The 24025-nt window shown below is 53.1% G+C and carries 25 protein-coding genes; 6 read left to right on the top strand and 19 right to left on the bottom strand.

Annotated elements, in window-relative coordinates; translation table 11 throughout:
• Positions 1-252 precede the first annotated feature (252 nt).
• On the bottom strand, positions 253-459 hold the full coding sequence (locus tag AB0A83_RS10695; RefSeq protein WP_367154090.1) for a hypothetical protein: 207 nt from the start codon (positions 457-459) through the stop codon (positions 253-255).
• 224 nt (positions 460-683) lie between these two features.
• On the opposite strand from AB0A83_RS10695, the gene AB0A83_RS10690 reads away from it, so the two are divergent.
• The gene (locus AB0A83_RS10690) at positions 684-1682 is read left to right on the top strand and encodes an IS5 family transposase (RefSeq protein WP_367154089.1); all 999 of its coding nucleotides are present in this window, start codon (positions 684-686) and stop codon (positions 1680-1682) included.
• 176 nt (positions 1683-1858) lie between these two features.
• Here the strand turns inward: AB0A83_RS10690 and AB0A83_RS10685 are convergent, their stop codons facing one another.
• The 6 genes from AB0A83_RS10685 to AB0A83_RS10660 all read right to left on the bottom strand — a co-directional run bounded on the left by AB0A83_RS10685 (position 1859) and on the right by AB0A83_RS10660 (position 6511).
• Positions 1859-2107: a TNT domain-containing protein gene (locus tag AB0A83_RS10685; RefSeq protein ID WP_150048255.1), complete on the bottom strand. Its 249-nt coding sequence runs from the start codon at positions 2105-2107 to the stop codon at positions 1859-1861.
• 638 nt (positions 2108-2745) lie between these two features.
• Positions 2746-3312, bottom strand: a complete 567-nt coding sequence (locus AB0A83_RS10680; protein WP_367154088.1) for a hypothetical protein — start codon at positions 3310-3312, stop codon at positions 2746-2748.
• Between the two features lie 222 nt (positions 3313-3534).
• On the bottom strand, positions 3535-3840 hold the full coding sequence (locus tag AB0A83_RS10675) for a hypothetical protein (RefSeq protein ID WP_367154087.1): 306 nt from the start codon (positions 3838-3840) through the stop codon (positions 3535-3537).
• A 1068-nt stretch (positions 3841-4908) separates the two neighbouring features.
• Positions 4909-4995 carry an RHS repeat-associated core domain-containing protein gene (locus AB0A83_RS10670; protein ID WP_232056866.1) on the bottom strand — a complete coding sequence of 29 codons (87 nt, stop codon included), beginning with the start codon at positions 4993-4995 and terminating at the stop codon, positions 4909-4911.
• A gap of 570 nt (positions 4996-5565) precedes the next feature.
• Positions 5566-5715 carry a hypothetical protein gene (locus AB0A83_RS10665; RefSeq protein ID WP_367154086.1) on the bottom strand — a complete coding sequence of 50 codons (150 nt, stop codon included), beginning with the start codon at positions 5713-5715 and terminating at the stop codon, positions 5566-5568.
• 121 nt (positions 5716-5836) lie between these two features.
• Entirely contained in the window at positions 5837-6511 is a 675-nt protein-coding gene (locus AB0A83_RS10660) for a transaldolase family protein (protein WP_150048253.1), read from the bottom strand.
• Positions 6512-6595: 84 nt separating this feature from the next.
• Here AB0A83_RS10660 and AB0A83_RS10655 point away from each other — a divergent pair, with 84 nt between their 5' ends.
• Positions 6596-7963 (top strand): cytochrome P450, encoded by a 1368-nt coding sequence (locus AB0A83_RS10655; protein WP_150048252.1) that lies wholly within the window; start codon positions 6596-6598, stop codon positions 7961-7963.
• A gap of 172 nt (positions 7964-8135) precedes the next feature.
• The gene (locus tag AB0A83_RS10650; RefSeq protein WP_150048251.1) at positions 8136-9029 is read left to right on the top strand and encodes a hypothetical protein; all 894 of its coding nucleotides are present in this window, start codon (positions 8136-8138) and stop codon (positions 9027-9029) included.
• Positions 9030-9087: 58 nt separating this feature from the next.
• Here AB0A83_RS10650 and fba read toward each other — a convergent pair whose 3' ends face one another.
• The 3 genes from fba to AB0A83_RS10635 form a co-directional block, all read right to left on the bottom strand.
• The gene (gene fba / locus AB0A83_RS10645; RefSeq protein ID WP_367154085.1) at positions 9088-10110 is read right to left on the bottom strand and encodes a class II fructose-bisphosphate aldolase; all 1023 of its coding nucleotides are present in this window, start codon (positions 10108-10110) and stop codon (positions 9088-9090) included.
• A 249-nt stretch (positions 10111-10359) separates the two neighbouring features.
• The gene (locus AB0A83_RS10640; protein WP_367154084.1) at positions 10360-10464 is read right to left on the bottom strand and encodes a PEP-CTERM sorting domain-containing protein; all 105 of its coding nucleotides are present in this window, start codon (positions 10462-10464) and stop codon (positions 10360-10362) included.
• A 68-nt stretch (positions 10465-10532) separates the two neighbouring features.
• A complete protein-coding gene (locus AB0A83_RS10635) occupies positions 10533-10934 on the bottom strand; it encodes a hypothetical protein (RefSeq protein ID WP_367154083.1) in 402 nt (133 codons plus the stop codon).
• 253 nt (positions 10935-11187) lie between these two features.
• Here AB0A83_RS10635 and AB0A83_RS10630 point away from each other — a divergent pair, with 253 nt between their 5' ends.
• The 3 genes from AB0A83_RS10630 (at position 11188) to AB0A83_RS10620 (ending at position 14393) form a co-directional block, all read left to right on the top strand.
• Positions 11188-12402, top strand: a complete 1215-nt coding sequence (locus AB0A83_RS10630; protein WP_150048248.1) for an HD-GYP domain-containing protein — start codon at positions 11188-11190, stop codon at positions 12400-12402.
• Positions 12403-12431: 29 nt separating this feature from the next.
• Positions 12432-13403: a DUF3391 domain-containing protein gene (locus AB0A83_RS10625; protein ID WP_367154082.1), complete on the top strand. Its 972-nt coding sequence runs from the start codon at positions 12432-12434 to the stop codon at positions 13401-13403.
• Between the two features lie 594 nt (positions 13404-13997).
• Complete coding sequence (locus AB0A83_RS10620) at positions 13998-14393, top strand: TraK family protein (RefSeq protein ID WP_367154080.1); 396 nt, start codon at positions 13998-14000, stop codon at positions 14391-14393.
• A 232-nt stretch (positions 14394-14625) separates the two neighbouring features.
• On the opposite strand, the gene AB0A83_RS10615 is transcribed toward AB0A83_RS10620, so the two are convergent.
• From AB0A83_RS10615 to AB0A83_RS10575, 9 genes are all read right to left on the bottom strand, one after another.
• Positions 14626-15018: a hypothetical protein gene (locus tag AB0A83_RS10615; protein ID WP_150048246.1), complete on the bottom strand. Its 393-nt coding sequence runs from the start codon at positions 15016-15018 to the stop codon at positions 14626-14628.
• 23 nt (positions 15019-15041) lie between these two features.
• The gene (locus tag AB0A83_RS10610) at positions 15042-15704 is read right to left on the bottom strand and encodes an RHS repeat-associated core domain-containing protein (protein WP_269473509.1); all 663 of its coding nucleotides are present in this window, start codon (positions 15702-15704) and stop codon (positions 15042-15044) included.
• A 154-nt stretch (positions 15705-15858) separates the two neighbouring features.
• Positions 15859-16203, bottom strand: a complete 345-nt coding sequence (locus AB0A83_RS10605) for a hypothetical protein (protein ID WP_150048244.1) — start codon at positions 16201-16203, stop codon at positions 15859-15861.
• Positions 16158-16283: a hypothetical protein gene (locus AB0A83_RS10600; protein WP_269473478.1), complete on the bottom strand. Its 126-nt coding sequence runs from the start codon at positions 16281-16283 to the stop codon at positions 16158-16160. The genes AB0A83_RS10605 and AB0A83_RS10600 overlap by 46 nt, the downstream gene beginning before the upstream one ends.
• Before the next feature lie 28 nt (positions 16284-16311).
• Positions 16312-17559 (bottom strand): hypothetical protein, encoded by a 1248-nt coding sequence (locus tag AB0A83_RS10595; protein WP_150048243.1) that lies wholly within the window; start codon positions 17557-17559, stop codon positions 16312-16314.
• Between the two features lie 18 nt (positions 17560-17577).
• Positions 17578-19689, bottom strand: a complete 2112-nt coding sequence (locus AB0A83_RS10590; protein WP_150048242.1) for a sodium-translocating pyrophosphatase — start codon at positions 19687-19689, stop codon at positions 17578-17580.
• A 92-nt stretch (positions 19690-19781) separates the two neighbouring features.
• Entirely contained in the window at positions 19782-21686 is a 1905-nt protein-coding gene (locus tag AB0A83_RS10585) for a GumC family protein (RefSeq protein WP_367154078.1), read from the bottom strand.
• A 151-nt stretch (positions 21687-21837) separates the two neighbouring features.
• Entirely contained in the window at positions 21838-22761 is a 924-nt protein-coding gene (locus AB0A83_RS10580) for a sensor domain-containing diguanylate cyclase (RefSeq protein ID WP_150048240.1), read from the bottom strand.
• 120 nt (positions 22762-22881) lie between these two features.
• Positions 22882-23886, bottom strand: coding sequence for a cytochrome-c peroxidase (locus AB0A83_RS10575; protein ID WP_150048239.1), 1005 nt, complete (start codon positions 23884-23886; stop codon positions 22882-22884).
• Positions 23887-24025: the final 139 nt, after the last annotated feature.

Genomic DNA, 24025 nt, shown 5'->3' with positions numbered 1-24025 from the left:
TTCCGCCAAATCACCCCAGCCAAACCCAAACCAACGGCAACCGGAAAAATTCAACCTGAAATTCACGGTAAAACGCTCCGAAATGTCGGATTTCGCTGTGCTCATCCAACCTACGGGTCTGCAATAAGCGAATGGCTCCGCGAATCACCGGCAATATCTCAATCATCCGCCGCCGGTCGTAGGCGATCGGCAATCCCAGTGCCACCATACGGTGGAACCGCGATGCGTTCCGCCTTACGGCCTTTAAATTTGTCAAGTGATAAAAATTTTAAATTTAGATTCGTCTTTTATTGAAACTCTTCCCGCATCGACATCTATAAAAATGTTGCGGCATTGGCACCCGATACCACCTTGAGGCTTGCTAGGAATTACACCACCACACTTACCGCATTCGTAGTAAATGTCTTCCCTTGCTGGATAACCCTTATCGGGATCGAATTGTAAATAATTTCTACTCATAAATTATTTTACCGATTCAAAATGTTGATAAAAAATAAAATGCCAGCTTCGTTGTCTACATTCTTGGTGGATATAGAATTCGAAGAAATAGTGTTCAATTTTATCAATTCGCTTGTTGCTTTTTAACGAAACTGTCTTTGAAAAGACAGTATGTTAAGGAACCTCTGATTAATACCCCGCGAGCGATATAATTCATCAACAGCCCCGATTTCGAGATAGCGCGCATGGATCAATATCAACAGCTCAGTTTTGCCGACGCCGAATACGCCAACAAAGGCAAAGTCACGCGGCGTGAAAAGTTTCTCGATCAACTCGAAGACTTATTGCCGTGGTCCGTCATGCTGGCGGTGATTGAACCGCATTATGCATCCGGCCAAGGGCGTGGTCGCAAACCGTTTCCCTTGAGTGCGATGCTGCATGTTCACGTGGCGCAGATTGTCTACAACTACTCTGATCCGGGCATGGAAGACGCGCTGTATGAAATTGAATCGCTACGGCGTTTTTGCCGCATCCGCCTGGAAACGGTGCCCGATGAAAGCACGATATTGCAGTTCCGGCATTTGCTGGAAACCCACGGGCTAACCGAGCAGATTTTCAACGCCATCAACCAAACGCTGGCGGATCGCGGGCTGTTTCTAAAAGCCGGCACCATCGTCGATGCCAGCCTGATTGCTGCCCCGACCTCGACCAAAAATAAAAGCCAGTCACGCGACCCCGAGATGCATTCCAGCAAAAAGGGCAATCAATGGTTTTTCGGCAGTAAGTTTCATATCGGCGTTGACCACGAAACCGGCTTGGTGCATACGCTCAAGGTCACCTCAGGCAACGTCAGCGACGTAGCCGAAGCCGCCCACTTGCTGCACGGCGAGGAACAGTTCGTGCACGGCGATGCCGGTTATCAGGGCTTGGAAAAGCGCCCGGAGATGCCCGCCGAAAATCCACCGACCTGCGTGGTTGCGATGCGTCCTGGCAAACTAACCAAGCTGACGAAAGACGACAGCGAAGAGGCTCAATTACTGCGCGCGGCAGCCAGAGAACTGGCAAGCCGCCGCGCCAAGGTCGAACATGTGTTCCGGGATATTAAGATCCGCTTTGGCTACGCCAAGAACCGCTATCGGGGCTTAGCCAAAAACACTGCTCGCCTGACCTTTCTGACCGCGATTGCCAATGTGCTTCGGGGTGACGCTTATGAATGTCGCTGCCTGATTGCGTCTGAAGTTTGAAAAATGGCCCGGATAAGGGACTTGGGCAGCGAAAAATCGGCTGTTTTGATGAAAAATACAGTCGATTATTGAGTTTTAACCGGTTAGTTACACTGCTGATTTTCAAAACGGCAGTTTTTCAGAGGTTCCTTAAGATAAAAATAAATAAGCGTACTTTTGCAATTAAACACTGCGCCCTACAAGTTTGGGCAGATTGGGTTATCTAAACACTCTTTCAAATGTCCAGAATCCAATAGTTCTTTGACCGTAACTGGCAACTCAAACTGCATCCCCCCTCCGGGTTGATCAAACCAAGGGACAGTTGGACCCGCATCTACTTGTATGGGCTTAACGACTTCATAAGTATTTAGTTGCAGAGATATATAAGACTCCGGCAATGCCCTCTCAGGAAAGGGCGTTCCTTCTGGCGCAACAAAGTTCACCATATCTATCGACTCGAGCACCTGGAATTAAGGTTGCGGGGGCAGATGGACCGTCAAACCCTCGATTTGGGGGCCAGAACATGTCGTCCGCTTTCTGTACACCCCCAACCCCTAATGGCATTTCCCCCGATGCAGTAGTAGCCAAGTCTACCATCGGCAATGCGACTGGCAAATACGGAATGGCGGCGGAACCTCCGGTGATTAGTTCGTAGCTCCGATTAGCAAAGCGTAATCGGAGGAACGGAAGTTGAAACATTCGTGCGATTACTCGAAGCTAATCGCACCTACGCGGGCTAGCAAATTCACCGTAAAAAATAACAACCGCCCGGCAGCCGATAACGTCGATAATTCGGCATAGATTGTCACGTCTTTCGTAGGGCGGAAAAGCGATAGCGCATTCCGCCAAATCACCCCAGCCAAACCCAAACCAACGGCAACCGGAAAAATTCAACCTAAAATTCACGGCAAAACGCTCCGAAATGTCGGATTTCGCTGTGCTCATCCAACCTACGGGTCTGCAATAAGCGAATGGCTCCGCGAATCACCGGCAATATCTCAATCATCCGCCGCCGGTCGTAGGCGATCCCAGTGCCACCATACGGCGGAACCGCGATGCGTTCCGCCTTACGGCCTTACGGTCTTCACGATAAAGACTCCAACGAAAGTTTAAAATCTTTCAAATCATCCAAAGAATTTAACATTATATATAACGATAGATCAGGAATAGTAACTGAATAAATAATTTCTCGATCATTAGACTTAATGACAATCCCGTTAAATCCACTAATATTTTTAATATCATATTTACTAGATACTTCACTTTCTTGAACTTTTTTTATCATTTCTTTCGCCTTAGCGATATGCTTATCATCAAGCCCGGCAAAAATAATTTCTTTATTTGCATCTTTTATATCATGAAAGATATAAAAATATTTTATACCAATAAATTCATTTTTGAAAAAAATAGCCGGAACAATTCCATAAAAATATCCAGTTTCAAAAGCACTACCATCATTATCTTTCTTGAAAGTCATTATCCAATTAGCCGGTTTTTTGATTTTTGCCTTTCCAGCAGTAACCTGTTGGTAAATATTTAATTCGGAATGAATTAACGAGGCAATATTATCATTATTTAATATTGATATAAAAATACCAATCAAAATTAAGGCTACTGCAAAATATTTAAATATTTTTTTAAAAATACACATTATTTTTTACGAAAATTGCTTCATCATTATCTAGCATCTATGGGTAAATCGGCCCACCTCGGATTTCGCTGTGCTCATCCAACCTACGGGTTTGCAATAAGCGGATTGCTCCGCGAATCACCGGCAATATCTCAATCATCCGCCGCCGGTCGTAGGCGATCGGCAATCTCAGTGCCACCATACGGCGGAACCGCGATGCGTTCCGCCTTACGGCCTTTTGTGTTAATCGCACCTACGGCCCTTTAGTCTTAAGGCATCCTCATAAATTAGGTCTCTCAGCCGATTTAGCTCATCATTCAGCTTTTTTTCATCTCTTCCTTCTACTAAATGATCGTTGTATTCAGAAATAAGTAAATCATTAAATGACCCCATACCTCCATACCAAGATAATAAATTGTCTAAAAGATAAAAATCAAAATTACTTCCGCCTTTTTTTAAAATAGCTAGTATTTTATTTGCCCAGAACAGCTCGCCTACAGAGCGTAACAGTGCTTCGCAAGCGATAAGATGCTGGATTAGTGTTTTCACTGCGATCTCTCCAATTGAATTAATTTAATTTCGACTTGAGAAATGTAAATTTGATGGCCACCTCTCAATAAACTATTCACCACTGGTTAACTACAGTGTAATAAAACTTTAGTAAATAGTTGTAGTTTTTATGATTCACTAGCTAACATAGGTAAATACATCCAACTGTTTTAAAACTCGTCGCTAGTGTAACCCACACGTCACAGACCATGAACATCTGCGTCAGCATCTTTTTTATAATAATTGAACTTTTTTATATCTATTCCTGCATTACTGATGAGTTTTGTCAAACGAAGATTGCAATTGAACGAGTATCAAGAATTATAAAACTTCTTGCGCCAAACTATAATTACAGGAAATACGACTTCTTTCACAAGTGTCAATTTTCGAAGAACGGATAGCGATATTATTGTCGAAAAATATTTCTCAAACTCAATAAAACAGCAATCCACCAACCTTTCCATAAAATATTTTCATAAATCAACTGGTATATTGCATGGCTTCCGCATGGATCCAGTGTTTTGGTATTTTTTTCGCAAGCTCAATTAATTTCAGTTCGTAGCTCCGATTAGCAAAGCGTAATCGGAGGAACGGAAGTTGAAACATTCGTGCGATTACTCGAAGCTAATCGCACCTACGCGGGCTAGCAAATTCACCGTAAAAAATAACAACCGCCCGGCAGCCGATAACGTCGATAATTCGGCATAGATTGTCACGTCTTTCGTAGGGCGGAAAAGCGATAGCGCATTCCGCCAAATCACCCCAGCCAAACCCAAACCAACGGCAACCGGAAAAATTCAACCTAAAATTCACGGCAAAACGCTCCGAAATGTCGGATTTCGCTGTGCTCATCCAACCTACGGGTCTGCAATAAGCGAATGGCTCCGCGAATCACCGGCAATATCTCAATCATCCGCCGCCGGTCGTAGGCGATCGGCAATCCCAGTGCCACCATACGGCGGAACCGCGATGCGTTCCGCCTTACGGCCTTTAAGGTCGATTAACCCGCGCCGGAACGTTTACCTTACCTTGAAACGTTTGGGACGGGGTTAATAAACCCCGTCCCGCTCAGTTAATGCCGTCTGTAAAGCCTAGCGGGTCTCTTTGGGTGAAGCGGGTCTGGTTCGGGTCGTAATAGCGGGCCCGGTAGTAAATCAGCCCGCTGGCATCCGGTTCCCGTCCGCTGTAGCCCCGTATGGGCGCACGCTATTGGCGCCGCCGATCTGGGTGCCGAAGGCGTCGAAGCGTTGCGTGGCGGTGACTGCCTTCCGGCGTCGGTTACGGCCAGCACGGAACTCAGGCCGTCCTGGTGGTAGTAAAGCGCGGCGGCCAGCGGGCTGGCGACGCTGCCGGTCAGCCGGGCCAAGGGCTGGTCGAGGCCGGCTTGCACGTAGACGGCACTCGGGCTGTACCAGTTTGTACCCGAGTATTCGGCGTAGATGTTCGGGCCGTCGTACAAATAGTTGGTAACGGTAGCGCCTTCGGTTTTTTGGATGCGCCGGCCTTGATGGTCGTAGCGGTATTGGCCGGTGGTGGTGCCGTTGACCTGAATTTGATTCAGGCGCTGGAAGCTGTCGTATTGGTATTGGCTTTGATTACTACCGGTGCAACTTTGTCCGCTAGGCCGGGTGACGGTGCCGCCCTTTTTGTGGGCGATTTTGTTTAAGGAGTCGTCGGCGTTCCAGACCAGGGTTTGGTCTATACCGTTCGGGTAGCGGGCTTCGATCAGCCGCCCTCCGGCGTCGTAGTCGTAGTTAGGCGCCACAAGCCGATCAGACCGGGCAGGGCGGTGGCATCGCTAGGGCCGCTTTCCTGCGCCAGCCGCCTCGCTTGCAGCGCGTAAAACAGGTTGCCCACCAGCAAGCTGATAGCCACGCCGGGCAGAATGCGGCCGAACGATGAGAATGAGCTGGATCAGGTTATCGACGAACAAGCCGAAGAAACCGTCCAAGTCGCCTTCATGCCACCAGCTGAGCGCCATCGCCACCGCCTCCGTTTAGGTTTCGAACGACAATTTGCCGGCGAACGCCGCTTGCCAGTCGTCTGCGAAGGCTCGCACTGCTGCGTCGGTAGCGGGCTGGCCCAGCATTTGTTTGGCAATGTCTATCGGCAAGGTCGCCGCGGCGACGCCGAGCTGCATCACTTGCAACACTTGCCGCACGTTTTTGAAACTGGCGACCAGCAGTTTGCAAGGCAATTGGTAGCGCTCCACCAAGTTTTGCAGATCGGCGACCACGCCGACGCCGTCGCAGCCCTGGTTGTCGATGCGATTCAAATACGGTGCCAGATAATCGGCGCCGTTGAATGCGGCCAACATGCCTTGTTGCACGTTGTAGATCGCCGTCGCCAACACCGGAATATCGCGCTGCTTGACGAGTTTGATCGCCGCCAGACCGGCGGCGTGAGCCGGAATTTTGACTACGATGTCGAACGGCAAGCGGTGCAAGCGTTCGGCTTCCTGCACGATGCCTTCGACCGTCTCGCTTACGACTTGCACGTGAAAGCGGCTGCTTGGGCCCAAAATATCGAGCAACTGCGGCAGCAGCCGGTTCAGGCCCAGGCCGCCGGCCGCCAGTATGGTCGGATTGGTGGTGACCCCGGCTAGCGGCAGGGACGGGGCCAGCGGTTTGATTGCCGCCAAGTCGGCGCTGTCTAAGTAAAGTTCGATCATGAGGCGCGGAAAGTTGTTATTGAGTTGGACGTGGATTATTTAAAATGCGTCCGGTAAAAGCAATCTCGCCTCGACAGACCGACTATGCATTCAACCATTTCGCCGCCGACCAACCCTGGCCAAGCCGTACCGCTTCAGGAACATTCGGTCATTTTGCCTATGCTGCGTTCGATTAAACGACCGATCGCCGCGCTGACCTCGATACACCGTGCCCACGGAGATCTGGTGCTGGGACGATTTTTCGCGAAGCGAATTTTGTTCGTATGCGACCCGGCGGCCATCGAGCAGTTGTACGGTTACGAAGGCAAAGGCTTGTTGAACCGGGATTTTATTTACGAAGCCAAAAAAACCTTTTTCGGCGACGGCTTAGTCAATAGCCGTAGCGACTTGTGGAGCAAGCAAAGGCGATTGCTGCAGCCGTGGTTTACCAAGGATGCCGTCAAAAGCTGGGAGTCTATCATTTCAGCCGAAACCCGGGCGATGCTGCGGCAGATGCAGACTGCCGGGCAAACCGAGGTGGATTTGAGCGCGCGGATCAAGCTGTTGATTCAACGCATCTTCATCCGGATTTTATTGGGCCGCTCGGTCGACGAGCTGAGTAACAGCGCCGAGTTGATCCGGGTGATAGATACCATCAGCCAAGAGCTGCTACCGCAATTGGGCACCGAAATCATGTTCGGCCGGCTGAAGCGCTTTCTGCCGCTGAGAACCCGGCGGTACCGGCAAGCGGTGGCCTATCTGCGCGATTTCATCCGGCAGCAAATCGACAACAGGCCGGCTGTTCCCGGTCAGGATATGATTTCGCTGTTCATGCAGGCCGAAGATCGTAACACCGGCTATAAAATGTCCGCAGCCCTGCTGCAGGACGAGGCGGTCAACTTGTTCTACGCCGGCCAGGACACCACCATCAATACCTTGTTATGGTTCTTCTATCTGACCGGCAAGCACGCGAAGGTGCGGGAAAAGGTCGGGGCCGAGGTGCGCGCCTTGCCCGCCGACGCTACTGCGGCTCAGGTGTTGAGCGGGTTGCCTTATACCAAAGCGGCGATTCAGGAAACCTTGCGCCTTTATCCGCCAACTACCGCATTGTCCAATCAAACGGCGGCGGATATCCGGTTAGGTCCATACACCATTCGCAAAGGCACGACGATTATGTTCAGCATGTATGCCACGCATCGCAATCCGCGCTTTTGGGATCAAGCGGATAGCTTCGACCCGGAGCGGTTTACCGGCGACGGCGCGGACCGGCACCCCAAGTATGCGTATTTTCCGTTCGGCGGCGGTTTGCACAATTGTTTGGGCCGGCACTTCGTCGAATTGGAAATGCTGTTGATCATCGCCGAGTTTTTTCGGGTGTTCAGCTTCCAAACCGACATCTGCGCCCAAGAAGCGATAGGGATTACCCTGAAGCCGGACAGGCCGATTACAGGAAAAATAAAGGCCGCCGGCTGAGGCCGAATTCCCGGCGATAGAGTCCGCAGCCTATACCGGGCGGCTTTTCCTACCGCGTAGTCGGGTTATTTTTAGCGCAAGTTCAAGCACTTCCGTCATTTCAGCGCGATTGAGCGCACCGGGCGATGCTTGTATGATGCGAGATTCATTCCAAAAGCCGGAGCAATAGTTCATGACATCCGTCAAATACCGTTCAGTGTTTTCGCCGTCCACCGCGCAACAACGCCAAGACAATTTCGAAAATTATTGGGCGTTCTCCCAGCAACACAGCGGTGAGTTGTTCGAAGCCGAACAGGATTTGGCCAACAAGCGCGCCAGATTGCAATATTTTCAAGACAACCCGGTCAGACTGCGCACGCCGTTGGCCGACCCGGACGCGTTTTACCGCAATTGCGTCAAATTGAAGGACGATCCCGCGAGTTTGGATAAAAAAACTTTGTTGCTCACCGGCATTTATAAATTTGCCCGTCACGAGTGGGTCGGCATCAAAGGCGCCTGGGACGTGGTACCCGACATGGCCAACTCGCACAGCGTGGAAGATAAAATCAGCCGGGTCCATTTGGCGGAAGAGTTTTGCCATGTGCGTTTTTTTCACGAAATGTTGCTGACCTGCGGCTTGGACAAAGTGGAATGGCAACCGCTGCCGCCGTATCAGGAATGGATATACGAACAATTTCCCAAGTTGCCGGGCTTTTTGATGGATGCACCGGCTTTTGTAACCGAATTGATGGGGGTGACTTTCTACTGTCATTTATATCGGTTGTTCGACGAGGTGTTGGCCGACGAACCGGAAGTCTGCGAACGATTGAAAGCCATTTTGGATGAGATTACCGTCGACGAAATCGCTCATGTCGGGCAACGGCGCAATTTCATCGGCTCTGTCGGCATTAAAATTTCTCAATGGTTGGTCAAGCCGTTTTATAAGCTGTTTTTCGCCGACATACCGGAAGTCGGCCGGTTATTCGACATCGAACAAATGATCCGGGATGGCGAGGGTTTCGATTTTAACGGCTTGGCCGAGCATTTAATTGAGCGCACGTGGATTCCGTCTTATTGCAAAGCTTGATCGGTGCGCGCTTGCTTTCCGTCCGCTTCGAATGTCTGCCCGGCTCTGCATAACGAGGTCAGCGATAGCGTTTGGCCATCTCGCTCAACGGCAACGCTTTGATTTTACCGGCGTGCCCGGCGCTGCCGAACGCTCGATAACGGCTTGCGCATAAGGCTTGCATCGCGTCGCGGGCGGCGGCGTAGATCTTACGGGCGTCCAATTCGGCGGCGTTGTCGGCTTGGGCGACAAAACGGCGGATAGCGCCGGTCGAGGCCATGCGCAAATCGGTATCAATGTTGATTTTGCGCACCCCGTAGCGGATGCCTTCCACGATTTCGGCTACCGGTACGCCGTAGGTTTCCGGAATATCGCCGCCGTAGTCGTTGATGACCTGCAACCACTCTTGCGGTATCGAGCTGGAGCCGTGCATGACGAAATGCATGTTCGGCAAGCGCCGTTGCAAGGCTTGCAGACGGGCGATCACCAACACGTCGCCGGTAGGCGGCCGGCTGAATTTATAGGCGCCGTGGCTGGTGCCGATTGCCACCGCCAACGCGTCTACGCCCGTCTGTTCGACGAATGCGACCGCTTCGTCCGGGTCGGTCAACAATCGGCTGTGGTCGGGCGGATTTTCTGCGTCCGGCCTGGCTTCCAACGAACCCAAACAACCGATTTCGCCTTCCACGGAAACCCCGCAAGCGTGTGCCATTGCAACGACGCTTCCTGTCACAGCCGTGTTGTATTCAAACGAAGCCGGGGTTTTCATGTCGGCGAGTAAGGAGCCGTCCATCATCACCGAACTGAAGCCGTTTTGGATTGCTTGCGCGCAAGCGGCCGGGGTCGGGGCATGGTCGCGGTGCATGACCACGGGGATGTGCGGATAGCGCTCGACCGCGGCCTGAAGCAAATGGCGCAGAAAAATCTCCCCCGCATAGCGATTGGCTCCGGCCGAGCCTTGCATGATCACCGGGCTGTCGCAAGCATCGGCCGCTTGCATGATGGCCTGGACTTGCTCCATGTTGCTGACGTTGAATGCCGGCACGCCGAAACCGTGTTCGGCGGCATAGTCCAATAGTTGTCTTAGCGCGATTAACGCCATTTCGAATACTCCAGGAATGGATGTTGCGAGAAAAGTGTGTCGTACCGGCAAGCTTATAAACCGGCAGCCAACGCGATAAAAGCGCAGGCGGGCCGCCGTCGGAATCACGCGGCGATGCCTGTTTGATTCGCTTGAATGGCGAATTTTAACGTTAGCGGGGATTAAGGTGTCGGAGTTATCGACTGCGATGGACGGTTGGACTCGCCCATCGGGGTCGGGATTTGCGACGGGCAACCTTCGCCGGGTAGATTAGGTGCGCGTTTTACGCAATCCGGACCAGACAAACAAAGTCGAGCCGAACAACCAGAGTGCCGCGGGCACAGGCACGCTGGAGATGACCTCGATATTGCTCACGCCCCAGCCTTCGTCCGAAAGGCCTTGCAAATCGCCGTAGTCGAAACTGATGACATTGTGGCCGGCGATTAGGCTGACCAGGTATCGATCAAAACTTCGCCGCCGTTACCGGTGACTTCGTTCGGGTAGGTCAGGGTGGTATCGACGCTGCTACCCGCCGGTGCAAACAAATTGACGTTCTCGCCGCCGCCGCCCAGTGCGTACTGACCGCTAAAAATTTCCGTGCCGTTCACCGACAGTATGAAGGTATCGCTACAGCAGTTACCGGCTCCGTCCAGCGTCAAATGCCCGCGCAAATCGAAACTCAACGAGGCCGCACCGGCGTAAGCGGAATCGAACGAAACGCTATAACTGCCGCCGGACAATGGGAACGCGGAATCGGGTAAAGTCCATGTACTTGCTGGCGCCGCCTGATTGGTCAATAGCAAGGCTAACGCCGATAAACCGACTGTATTGAATTGAAATTTCATGCATGTCTCCTGATTTGCACTAATTTTTTTATCGTGAGACTACGGGCCCAGCAGTTTAAATGTAGCGACGGCGAGTATATTCAAGCCGGATTTTCGCGTCTACCATTCCTTATAAGCGGCAATGGAATTTTTAACCGCTGTGGTCTATAAGCAGTTTGTCGTGATGATGGTTGTGTCACGGATTTTAACGGCGGACCGCGCTACGCCATGCAGTAAAATAATTTGTATTAGCAAATATTAATTCACTTGGTTTATGAGCGAACGAGACGAGACCCGTATACACGTCAATGAATTAAGAATCGGCATGCGTGTGACCGGATTCGAAACCCTGGATAAACGTTCGCCGTTTTTGTTGGATGTGGTCGATATCCGTACTCAAGCCGATATTCAAGCCATACAAAAGGTTTGCGATTACGTCTTTATCGACGTCAAATTGCAGAAAAAACAACACGGTTATATCCCAACCCGCGCCACGGACGCTAAAACCCAGCTCAGTTTTGCCAGGGCCTTCGACCAAACCGCCACTACCTTTCAACAGACCGGCTCCTTAATCAAAACGGTATTGGACGACATCCGTTTCGGCAATCCGTTCAGCGTGGAGCAGGTTAAAGCAGCCGTGGAAAACACCGTGAATGCCGTGTTGGCGCAAAGTGACGCCATGTTGTTGTTGACGCAGTTGAAACAAGAGGACGAATACACCGCGCAACACAGCATGAATGTCTGCGTCATGGCGATTTTGTTGGGGCGCGAATTAGGCTTGCCTATTGCCGAGCTCCGGGACCTGGGCGTTTGCGGTTTGATGCACGACGTGGGCAAAATGAAAGTACCGTTGCACATTCTGAACAAACCCGGCAGGTTGGATGAACAGGAACTGGTCATCATGCGCAACCATCCTGTACTGGGCCGCAATATTTTGATGTCGGCCCGCAATCTCTATCCGGGAGCGGTGGATGTGGCTTACTGCCACCACGAACGATTGGCCGGCGGCGGTTACCCGCGCGGTTTGGAGGGCGCTACGCTGTCCAAGTACACGCGGATAGTGACGGTGGTCGACACTTACGACGCGGTTACCAGCGATAGGATTTATAAAAAAGGCATACCGCATTTAAAAGCCTTGGGAATACTGGTCGACGGCATGAAAAAGGAATACGACAGCAGCTATGTGACCGAATTTATCAACTGCATCGGGTTTTACCCGCAAGGCAATTTGGCGGAATTGAGTAGCGGCGAGGTGGCTTTGGTGGTGGAACAGAACCGCAACGACCGGTTGAAACCGAAATTACTGATTTTGTTGAACGAGCGCCTCGAACCTTGCGAGCGGAAAATACTGGATTTAGCTGCAAAGCCGCTGGATCAACGCGGCCAGCCGTATCGGATCAAGCAAATCGTCAGAGCGCAGGAGCATGGGATCGATTTGATCGCGCTGCAGCAACAAGGGGTATTTACCCAATCTTATCCGAGTATTTAGCTTTCTCATGCGCAACGGAGTTAAGCGGCATGATTAAAATCATCGATGCCAAGCAATTAACCATCGGGATGTATGTGTGCGGATTCGACCGGAGTTGGTGGGATTTGCCGTTCTACCGGACTCGGTTTTTGCTTGTCTCCCTGGCCGACGTTCAGCAAATTCAAGCCTACTGCCGGCAGGTTAAAATCGATACCGAAAAAGGCCGCGATTGGGTGCCGGTGCAAACGATGCCCGCCCCCGAGCCACTGCAAGTCTGGCTATTTGATTGTGCGGCCGAATTAGACAAGGCCTTCGGCCCGGACGAACACTGTTCGGCCCTAGACGGCGGCGACCGGATCGTAGCGCAATTGCATTCCGGCCTTAAAACCCATGGCGACGATCTGCTGCTTTTATGCTTGCAAGCCGAAATCTTGCAGAACCGGCAGGTGGCGGACCTGGCGAAAGCGCTATTGCTGTTAGCCTTGGGATTGGTTTGGAAAGCCAAGCAAGAAGAAGCGTTGCAGTTGTGTAAGGATGGTTTGCGCCTGTTTCGATCCGCTTTGCCGGAAAGTGATGCAGGCCCGGCCGCGGCGCTTGCTAGCGATAACCGAAACGCAATCAACTTTATTCAAGACTTTTGCGCCTTGTCGCTGGAAACTCCGTCCGGTCGCGAGTCGGGATTTGCCGGCGCGGCGGCCTTACTGGCCGGTCCAAAACTCAAAAGCTACGATCCGCAACTGGCGGCGCATTTCATTGACGCTTTGGGGCTGTACCAACCGGGCGACATCGTAGAATTGAATGGCGGCGAACTGGCCATGGTGAAGACGATTTGGCTACAAACCCCGCGGCGAGCAACGGTGCGGCTACTGACCGATCCGCATAAACGTTTGTTGGAAAACCCGCAGGAATTAAGACTTTATTTGTCGGCCGCCAAAGCGCAAGCCATTGCGCGCATTTTAGCGGCCGACGAGCCCATCTTAGATCTGCTGACACAGCAGGCCAAACGCCAAACTGACAGCTAGCCGGGCCACCCCCGCCTATCGCTAAATTTGTACCGGTTGCGACGTTTAGAATTCGCATTTAAACCCCGCTTGCACCAAGCGCGGCGCGCCGGGCTGAATTCCGCTCACCCGGTCGGTAATGTAGGTATTGTCCAGCATATTTTTCATCGCCATCTACAAGCTCCGATTAGCAAAGCCTGTTACGGCTGGGCAATGCCGCTTAATCTAGCGGGTGAGAACCCCGGCCCGGTAACTGCCGAGTATCTAGCCTTGCAGGCAGCCTGGTAGCAGGCTGCTTGATGCGTAGGTACGAAAGGCGAGGAACAATGCTAACGGATAATGCCGACCGTGAAGGTGTTGAGTCTCGAAAGCTATAGTTGGAAAGGGCTAAGGGTTTACGCTACCCCGCAAGCAACAAAGTCACTGGCGCCACGGCGAGTCAGTGGTTTTCACCCGCGATCTTAGGCCGTTTCGAGCCGGATAGTGAGATTAAATCGACGGCCAAGTCATAGATGGATGTACGCAATGCGTACCAAATGGGGGGCCTTTCCCGCTGGGAAAAGCCAGAAGGTACGCGGAGCGTACCCTTGGCTGTGAACGGTTTTTGAACAGTTGATGAACGAGAATTTATCGGGCAAGGCTTCGGAAAAACCGCTTTCCGAATGCTTGGCAGACTGGGTGCTGCAAAACAAACAAAACGCCAGAGGCTATAACCGGGCGCTGTTTATGAGGTTGCGCGATGAGATCAAACAGGCCTTGGACGACGGCTGGACGGTGGCGCAGATTTACCGGCTGTTGTACGAGGAAGGCAAAGTGCCGTTCAGCTATCAGGCGTTCCGGCTGTATGCGAATAGCTTGATTTTGAATCCGGGGCAGACGCGAAGGCAGGCAAAGGGCGATAAGCCGGAAACGCCGCAGGCCGAAAAGCCGGAGCCCGCCGCCAAGCAGGCGGCGGACAAGGTCAAGGGGTTTGTGTGGAATCCGAACCCTAACAAGGAGGATTTGGTTTGATGGGTAAGGCCGTAAGACATACGGGGCGATAAGGTACACACCTCGGATAGGTTGTACCGAGCCAGCGGCGAGGCGCAACGGTCGCGAGCGATGCGCCTCCTTGCGTCGGCACATCCTATCGGCCATCAAATTTAGCGCACGTTATCGAGTTCGATGCCGCTAGGTGGGAGGAGTCCATCCCATTGCCTTACACCCCGGCACAAAGTTAATCCGCCGTACGGCCGTACGACCTTTAGATTTCAGTCGCAATATATTTTGCGAGAAGCAAAATTTCTTCATGGGCTTGTAAGCAGATGTCAGAATTTATTTTACTCCATTCATTTAAAAAGTCTTGAAATTGCATGGTTATATTACCTTCTAACTCGGTCATTAATTGTTTAATAGTTAGAAACCAACTACCACCTTCAGACCTACTAATATACCAGCGCATCCCAGAATATCTATTTACTATTTCTTTTAATTCAGCCTCAAGATTTGCCTTTTCGTTTTTCCAGCGCCACTTAACTACTGGTGCAATATATTTATCAGAGTCCGATGCCATAACTGGAATAAGTGCATTTTCTAGTTCTCCTATTTGAGAAAGCACTTTTATAAAATCGTTTTCCGAAATATTTTTAACGTGCATATCGGTCCAAATTTACCTATAAATCACTTAGAAATAGTTACGCCAGTTGGGTTTATGCTTTTAATTATGCGAGTCCAATCTCCTTTTGGGATTGGTGTTGATGCGAATTCAGGGTCATAAACATACTGACCATCCGTATAAACATCATGGTAATAGCCTTGATAGTAACCTTTATTGACTGGAATAAGAAGCATGCCAGGTACAACCGGTTCTACATGCAAAATATTACCGCCCTTTGCAAAATCGTATATTTTTCTTGAAATTTCATAACAATCTAAAGTATTTGAACTTCTAAATTGCTGCATATAATTTTGAATATCAGCGTTTGGAGGATTACTTGGGCTAGGTGGTCTTATTCGATTAATCAAATTTTGATATAAATCACTATTGAGAATCCCATCAATTGCATTGTCAGACCAATGTAATCCAGACGGATCAATCCTTGAAATAGGATTATTCCCAACATAGGTATAGGTATTAATTCCGCCAGCCAACCCAATCGGATCGCTCTGGATATACCGGCCCAACGCCGGGTCGTAATTTCGGTGGACATTGTAATGCTTTCCCGTTTCCGTATCGTAATACTGCCCAGGGAAGCGCAGGTTAAAGGCCAAGTGGTTGCCGTCACCATCCGGGTCGTCGTTGGCTGCCGTTTCACCGAACGGTGCGCCTTGCCATTGCCAAATCAGGGTATTGCTGCTGGGGTCGGTGATTTTTCTCGGCGTACCCAGGTGGTCGGTATGGATGTAACCGGCTAAGGCAACACTGCCGTTGCTTTGCGATTTGAGTAGCGCGACCGGGATGTCGTCCAGCCAAATCGTTTCGGTTAACCGGCTTTCGCTATACGCCGATCAGGCGTCCGGCTTCGTCGTAGACGGATACCGAGGGGCCGTTCACCGTCAATTTGGCCACCCGCTGATCCAGAGCGTTGTGAAGGTACACGCTGATCGGCGTACCCGACAGGTGAGCGCCCAGCAGCCGGCCGCTGTTGTCGTAGACAAACCCGAGCGATCCTTCATTGAGCAAATGGCCGGCCGCGTCGTATTGGTAACTGCGGTTAACCGTGCCGGTCTGGCTGTCCAAGCGATGGTTGTTGGCGCCATAGCCGTATTGCGTCAGGCCCGATGGCTCGCTTTTACTCAGGCGGTTGCCGACGGCGTCGTAAGCAAAGGTTTGCCGGCCCAATTACCCAAGGCGTCGGTGACGCGATCCATGTCGTCGTAACCGAAGGTTTGTACCTCGGCGCCGCTCGATGCGGATTCCAAGCGGTCGGCCCGCTGTCGAACGCTAGGCTCACTCGATGGTTTTAATCCAACGGCAACGTTCGTTGACGATCGGTGCCGTGTAGGGATTGGCAATGCCTTTGGCGATCAGCGCGATGACCCGGTCGTCGGTGTCGTAGCCGACGTGGGCGTCGAGCGGATTAGCCAATTTACCCAAGCCGAATGCGTCGTAAATTTTCGCCACGTTGATGTTGATGTTGGTCACGTCTATGCACAACCGGGAGTCGAAATATTTGTTGACGAAATCGTGGGGCAGGGCGTAGCTCAGCAAGTCGTTAGGGTCGCTGAAGGCGATGATGTTGGTCCGGGCTAAAATGCGCTCCGCATACTTGCCGCCTTCCGGTTGGCAGTATTCGGCTTGCCGGTTGGTGACGGGCGGAATCTTGCGGCCCAATTGCAGCATCGGCAATTGGTTGGACATCATGTAAATCGGTACCGATTTGTTTTTCAAAACATTGGACAAGGCGGTGGAATAGGCGGCGTTGTCGTTGTTCGCCAAAATGGAAGCGATACTCTGCAAGCCGTCTATGGTGATGCGGCTGCCCAGGCTGTGCGATACGAAGGCGTAGCTGTCGTTGTAGAACGGGGTGACGTTTTTGGACCAGCAGACTTGGTGCACGTCGTCCGGCAGGCTGTTCCAGTCGCCGTTGATCATCCAGCAAAACGACTGCGCGAACGCGGTCAGGATGTCGTCGCGCTTTTCGCCCAAGTAAATGATAGGATCGGGGCCGGTGTCGTTGGAGAACTTTTTCAGCAAATCGTTGACTTCGGCACGGCGGAAGGACTGCTCGCCGGAGTTGTCGTAGGACAGCACTTCCTTGTCTTTGGCGGTGATTTCCGACCAGGTCAGTTCGTAAAACAGCAATTCTTGCTGCTGGTCTTTATCCAAATAACGATTGATGCGTAAATTGCCCAGACGCTTGTCCGGGGCTTTAGGATCGGCCAGGGTGATGTTTTTGTATGCCTTGGCGGTGACGGGCAAGTCCAGTTCCTTGGACAGCTTCTCCAAAAATTGGGTGGAATAACCGGGCAGATGATTGCCGACTCCGTGCACCATCAGCACTTTCATCTTGCGGCCCGGTGTTTCCAGTTGCGGTTTCAGTCCGCTGAAGCGTTCGCCGGTAATTTCGCACAAACGGGTATCTTCTTCGTCCTGCTTTTCCAGCAAGGCTTCGGCAAAGCCCTTGCCTATGCTGGAACAGCCGCTCAGGCTGAGGATAAACGGCAGCGCGACAAGGAAATTAACGATTCTGTTCATGCGTTCGACTCTTTTACCTTAAAAACTGAGCCAGCCGGCGCCGAACTCCGACGCGAACACCAGGCTGACTATGCTCATCAATTTGATCAGAATGTTTAGCGCCGGTCCGGAGGTGTCTTTGAAGGGATCGCCGACGGTATCGCCGACCACCGCCGCTTTGTGCGCGTCGGAACCTTTACCGCCGAATTGGCCGGTTTCTATCCATTTTTTGGCGTTATCCCAGGCACCGCCGGCATTGGCCATCATTACGGCCAATAAAAATCCGGAAGCGGTGGTACCGATCAATAAACCGGCCAGGGCTTCTTTACCCAAGACGAAACCGATCAGCAACGGTACGGTAACAGCCATTAGGCCGGGCGGCAACATTTGCCGCAAGGCGCTGTTGGTGCTGATGCCGACGCAGGTTTTGTAATCCGGTTTGGCCGTGCCTTCCATCAGGCCCGGAATTTCCCGGAATTGCCGACGCACTTCCAACACTATCGCATGGGCGGCTTTGCCGACCGCCATCATGGTCAGCGCGGAAAACAAATAGGGCAGCATGGCGCCGATCAGGATGCCGGGCAGCATGGTAGGGTCCAGCAAATTCAATTGTTCGACGTCGGCGGCGCTGACGTAAGCGGCCAATAACGCCAGCGCGGTCAGTACCGCCGAGCCGATCGCGAATCCCTTGCCGGTGGCGGCGGTGGTGTTGCCCAAGCTGTCCAAGGCGTCGGTACGCTGGCGGACTTCGGCCGGCATATGGCTCATTTCGGCGATGCCGCCGGCGTTGTCGGCCACCGGACCGTAGGCGTCGGTGGCCAGGGTAACGCCCAAGGTGCTGAGCATGCCGACCCCGGACAAGGCGACGGCGTACAGACCGGCCGATAAGCTGCCGTCGGCTTTGAAGCCTAGCCAAATGCTCAGCAAAATAGCGATAGCGACGATAATCACGGGAAACACCGTGCTCATCATGCCGACCGCCAAGCCTTGAATGATGGTGGTTGCGGCACCGGTTTCGCTGGCTTCGGAAATCGAGCGGGTCGGGTTTTCGGTGTAGGCCGTGTAGTATTCGGTGGCATGGGCGATGCCGTTGCCGGCCAATAGGCCGACCAGAATCACCAGCCAGTAGTAAAAGCTGACGCCCGACAAGAGAACGGTGAGCAGGCTTAACAGCAATACCGCGGCGGACGAGGCCCAAACCGAGTGTCTAAGGGTGTCCAGCAAATCTTTCAAACTGGCGTTTTCGTCGACGTGTTTGACGTATTTGCAAAAGAAGGCGGCGAATTTAGAGGTGGACGATACATGCAGGTCTTTTTCGCCAATCACGATGAAGATGCCGAACAAGGAGGCGACAATACCGGCCGCCGCGACCAGGAACGGCAGAGCCACATAGCCGCCGGCCTGTTCGGCGCCTATTGTCAGCCCCAACGTGGCGCAGGCGATGACCGAACTGCTGTAGCTTTCGAACAAATCGGCGCCCATGCCGGCCACGTCGCCGACGTTATCGCCGACGTTATCGGCGATGACCGCCGGATTGCGCGGGTCGTCTTCCGGTATGCCTTGCTCGACCTTGCCGACCAGATCGGCGCCGACGTCGGCGGCCTTGGTGTAAATGCCGCCGCCGACCCTGGCGAACAAGGCGATGCTGCTGGCACCGAAACCGAAGCCGGTAATATAGCTGAGCCGGTTGGGGTCGTCCGCGAAAATCAGATAAAGCGAGGTCATACCCAGCAGCCCGAAGCTGACCACCGACATGCCCATGATGGCACCGCTGCCGAAGGCGACTTTCAGGCCCAGTTGCAGACTATGGCTGGCGGCTTCGGCGGTGCGCAGATTGGCGCGCACCGCGGTATACATGCCTAGGTAGCCGGCGCCGGCCGAAGCCACGGCGCCGAGCACGAAGGCGGCGGCGGTTTGCCATTGCAAAAAGCCGGCGATGATGCCGGCAACCACCACGACGAATACCGCCAGTATTCGGTATTCGCGATGCAAAAACGCCGCGGCGCCTTCCTGAATCGCCGCGGCAATGCTGCGCAAGGTGTCGTTGCCCTGCGGATACGCCAGCACTCGTCGCAGCTGCCAGAGTACGAAACCGATTCCGGCCAAAGCCATGATCAATGCGAAAACGATTGCCAGCGATGCGTCTGCCACAGTGTTACCCCGTTGTTGGTTGTTGTAATAGGACAGCCGAATTTTATGCCAAGCCTTGACGTTTAGCGAATTTGCCGCGTAAGCAATGCGCGTCAAGCGGGTGGGATGAAGTCCAGGTCTATGGCTTGAAAGGGCAGGCCGGCCAGTGCTGGCGAATAACGCCTCAATAGTTGCAGGCGTTCCGAACTCAGTGCGCCGGCGATTTTGTTCAGATCGGTCAGCTTGATGCCTTGGCGCACCAAGTACAGTAAATAGGTGTGGCGAATGGCTTCCGCATTGACTTGCGGCGTAGGCAAGCCGAAGTCGATCGCAAAACTGCACAACAGACTATCCAGCGCCTCGGCCCGTGGCCACTCGGCAAAGTGTGCGCCAAGCCGGCACAAGTGAGCGACCGCGGCGGTCATCGGCAGGTTGCGTTGGCCCGGCACCATGATCATCAGGGTTTCGGCGTTCAAGCAGTCCGGACTTAAGCTGACGATCTCGGCCAAACTCAAGCCGTTGCACAGCAAAGCCACCACGGCGTTCAGCGGCGGCTCCGAACCGCGGTATAGCGCCAGCACTTCGTTCCGGCTCATTTCGGTCGGCCCATCCACCGCCGGCAGCGCAGCAAAAGTAGGGCCGGCCAATCCATTTTGGGCGGGATAATAGGCGGCTTCCAAGGCCGGTTGGGCCTGCGCCGGCGGACGCCAACCCAAGCTTTTGGCAGTGGGAATTTCAGGTTGTTCGGCGCGCCGCAAGAATTCCCAAAGCAGTACCACAGTTAGCGCCAAGGCGAAACTTCCGCCGGCCGCCCAGCCGGCTTCGAGCGGATAGTCCGGGCCTATCGGCCGATCCGGCAAGCTGGCCCAGGAGACGACTTCTACTTGCGGATACGTTTGCCGTTGTTTGATGTCGATGTCGGCCAAACGCTGTTTGATGCCTTGCGCCACAGTTTCCAAATTGGCGAGATCTTGCTGCATCGCTTGCTGTTCGGAAAAGCCGGAGGCGTATTCGGCTGCCGCTTGTTTGTGGGCGTTCAGTTGCGCTTTTAGCGAGGCGACCGATTGTTTGGCGGCCAGATAAGCGTTTTGCGCTTCTTGTAATGCCATGTGTTGACCTTGCTCGGATTTCGCCGCGATTTTGCGTTCGATTTCCGCCAATTGCTCGCGCACTCGGTTCAGGTTGGGATTCAAGGCGATATAGTCGGCGGTGAAGCGGCCTTCGATCTCCGCCATCTGGTCGCGCAATTTTTCGGCTTGCTGCAACAGCACCGCCATTGCTTGCGAATCCGACTCCGCTACCACCGGCCGGCCTTCGCTAATGGCGGCCGATAGGGTATCGAGTTTGGCCTTGCTGCCAACTTCCGCCGCCAGCGCGTCGTTCAACGCTTTATTCAAGCCTTGCAAGCGGGCGTGCGCTTGGTTGTCGCCGCTTTCGGCGGACAGAATGTTGTGTTGCATGCCGAACTGTTCGATGCGGCGCCGCTGCTCGGCGATTTGCCGTTCGGTACGCTCCAGTTGCCCGTGTAATTGACCGGCCAATTTGTCGGAATTTTCCGCGGTAGCGTCGCCGCGTACTTTCAGGTAACTGGCTATCCAAGCGTCCAGGGCCAACTCCAGACGTTTAGGTTCCGGGCCATCCGCATAGAGGTGCAACAAATTGGTGTCCGGCTCGGCCGAGACCGAGAACTGACGGCGTAAAGTCTGCGGCTCCCAAGATTCGGCGTGGCGGGTAACTTCCTGCAAGCGTTCTACGGTCGCTTCCATAATCGCGGAGCCTAGCAGGATTTCGGTTTGTATGCCGAGGTGCTGCAGATCCGCCGCCGGACTGGCTTGGTCCAGGTCGGTTGCCGAGGTGGTCAGCAGCGTGGCGGAGCTGCGATATTGCGGCGTTTGCATGAACACGGCGGTTTGCGAGACGGCCAAACTGATCAGAAAAACGGCGAAAAACAGTTTGCTACGGCTGATGCGCGAGGTATTGCGCAATACGGGCCGGAATTCGACGGTTTGTTCGTGCATGATTTAACCTCGGCCTCGGTAAGATGGAATGACCTAACCTAACTCCAATCGCGGGAATTTGGCAAGCGGGCTGAGCGGCTTTAACGTATCTTTGCAGAACATTGCTGCAGTGCGATGACGGAGGCCGGCAGACGGCAACCCATCGCAACCTTCAGGCTAAAATCCGGCAGCTGATTTGGTCGCCGCCTTTGGCCTTTGAGGCATACAACAGGATGTCGGCGGCTTCCACTCCGCTGGTTTCGTCGATATCCCGAGTGGGCCAAACGGTCGTCAAGCCGGCGCTGACTGTGACTATAGGCGCAATCGGAGACTTGACGTTAGGGATTTTTAACGAGCGAATATCGGATAACAGGGATTCTACGATTTGTTCGGCTTCGTCCAGTGCGGTGTTACCCAGTACTACGCTGAATTCTTCGCCGCCGAAACGTGCGCATAAATCGCTGGGCCGGCGGGTATAACGGCTCAGTACCGCACCGATTTTTTTCAAGCATTCGTCGCCGGACACGTGGCCGTAGTTGTCGTTCAAGGCCTTGAAATGGTCGATGTCCAGCATCGCCAACGAAATCGGCTGGTTTTGCCGCTGGCAGCGCTTCCATTCGCTACGCAAGAATTCGTCGAAATGGCGGCGGTTGGAAATGCCGGTCAAGCAGTCTATTTTCGACAGTGCCAATATCTGTTCTTCGGTGCGCTTGCGTTCGGTAATGTCTTGATGAGCGATGATGGTATAGCCCGAACTTACGCATTCCAAAGGATTGACCTGCATTTGAAACCAATAGCGAATATTTTGAAATTCGCAAGGATATTCCAAAAGAAAGGACTCTTTGAGACCGCCGATCACACTACGGATGCCGTCAGACGCTCGCGCGGCCAGCTGGTCGCCGGCTCGGGCCGCGTCGTCGCAGGCTTTCAAGTAATTGCTGCCGAACCAACTCCTGGGCAACAAGTTGTCGGAGTCGGAACCGAATTTGTCCCAACTCTTGTTGGTGTAATGGATAACCCCCTCCCGATCGATGACGGCGATGCTATCGCTGATGCTGTTGAGCAGGCATTGGAAAAAGGGTTGGGTGTCAAACATTTTTAAATATGCGGGTGAGCGAGCCGCGTTCGGCTCACGGATTTGCGGGCCAGGTCCGGTAAAACGCTAAGGCGGGCAAAAAAAGGGGACTTGCATGTCCCCTTTTTCCGCTGGCCCGATCTATTGATTGAAGGTAGAGCCGGGTGTGGCTGGCAGTTTAGGCATGGTTTGTTCCGGGAATTCGCCGGTTAACGCATTCAGAAAGGCGACGATGTCGGCAACGTCTTCGTCCGGCAGGTCTTTATCCAATTGCAATTTAGCCATCAGCTTGACGGCTTTGTCCAAGGTCGGTACCGAACCGTTGTGAAAATAAGGCGCGGTCAAAGCGATATTGCGTAAAGTCGGCACTTTCCAGAAATGTTCGTCACTGTCTTTTTTGGTGACTTCGGCCAAGCCTTTGTCTTTGCTGAAGTGGTATTGCGCTTCAAAATAGCCGTTTTTATGCATTGGGAATTTTTGGAAGCTTCCCGGTCCGTTGAATGCCGGACCGCTGTGGCAACCGGTGCATCCGAGTTCAACGGCTTTTTGCATGCCGCGTACTTGCTGTTTGCTCAGCGCGGAGGTATCGCCGCTGACGTATTTGTCGTAAGGGCTATTGGGGGTAATCAGGGTTCTTTCGTAAGCCGCTATGGCCTTGGTGGCGTTATCTTTGCTAATCGAGTTTTGACCGAAGGCTTTCTCGAACGCAACTTGGTAACCCTTGATGGTTTTTAGGCGGGCAACCACGTCGTCCCAGCTTTTCATGCCCATTTCTATCGGGTTGGTGACCGGGCCGGCGGCTTGTTCTTCCAGACTGGCGGCGCGGCCGTCCCAAAATTGCACGGCATTGAACGCCGCATTCCAAACGGTAGGCGCGCTACGTCCGCCGGTTTGACCGTTGACGCCCATGGAATTCGGCCGGTTGTCTTCGCCGCCGGCCATGGTGTTATGGCAAGACGCGCAGGCTACGGTACCGGTTGAAGACAGGCGCGGGTCGTGGTAAAGCATTTGCCCCAACGCTACTTTCTCCGGTGTCGTAGGGTTGTCGGCCGGAGCCGGAGCAGTGGTAGGCAAGGCGTCCGCCGCCATCACGGACAGCGAACCGGCCAAAGCGATTGCAGAGACCAGTAACTGAATCTTAAACATGTCATCCTCCGAAGTTGTTATTGTAAGTAACGAGTTCAAATTGTAAGGTATTGCCAAGGACTAGGTAAATGTTATTCGGCTCGCACTCAAGGCGAGTCCTACCGAGTTCGTCGGCCGGTTCAGCCTATGTCCGGCCGGT

This window comes from Methylomonas sp. HYX-M1, from assembly GCF_040741385.1.
Lineage (GTDB): Bacteria > Pseudomonadota > Gammaproteobacteria > Methylococcales > Methylomonadaceae > Methylomonas > Methylomonas rhizoryzae.
The sequence above is the reverse complement of the archived record's forward strand: the minus strand, read 5'-3'. Positions and strand labels throughout refer to the sequence as shown.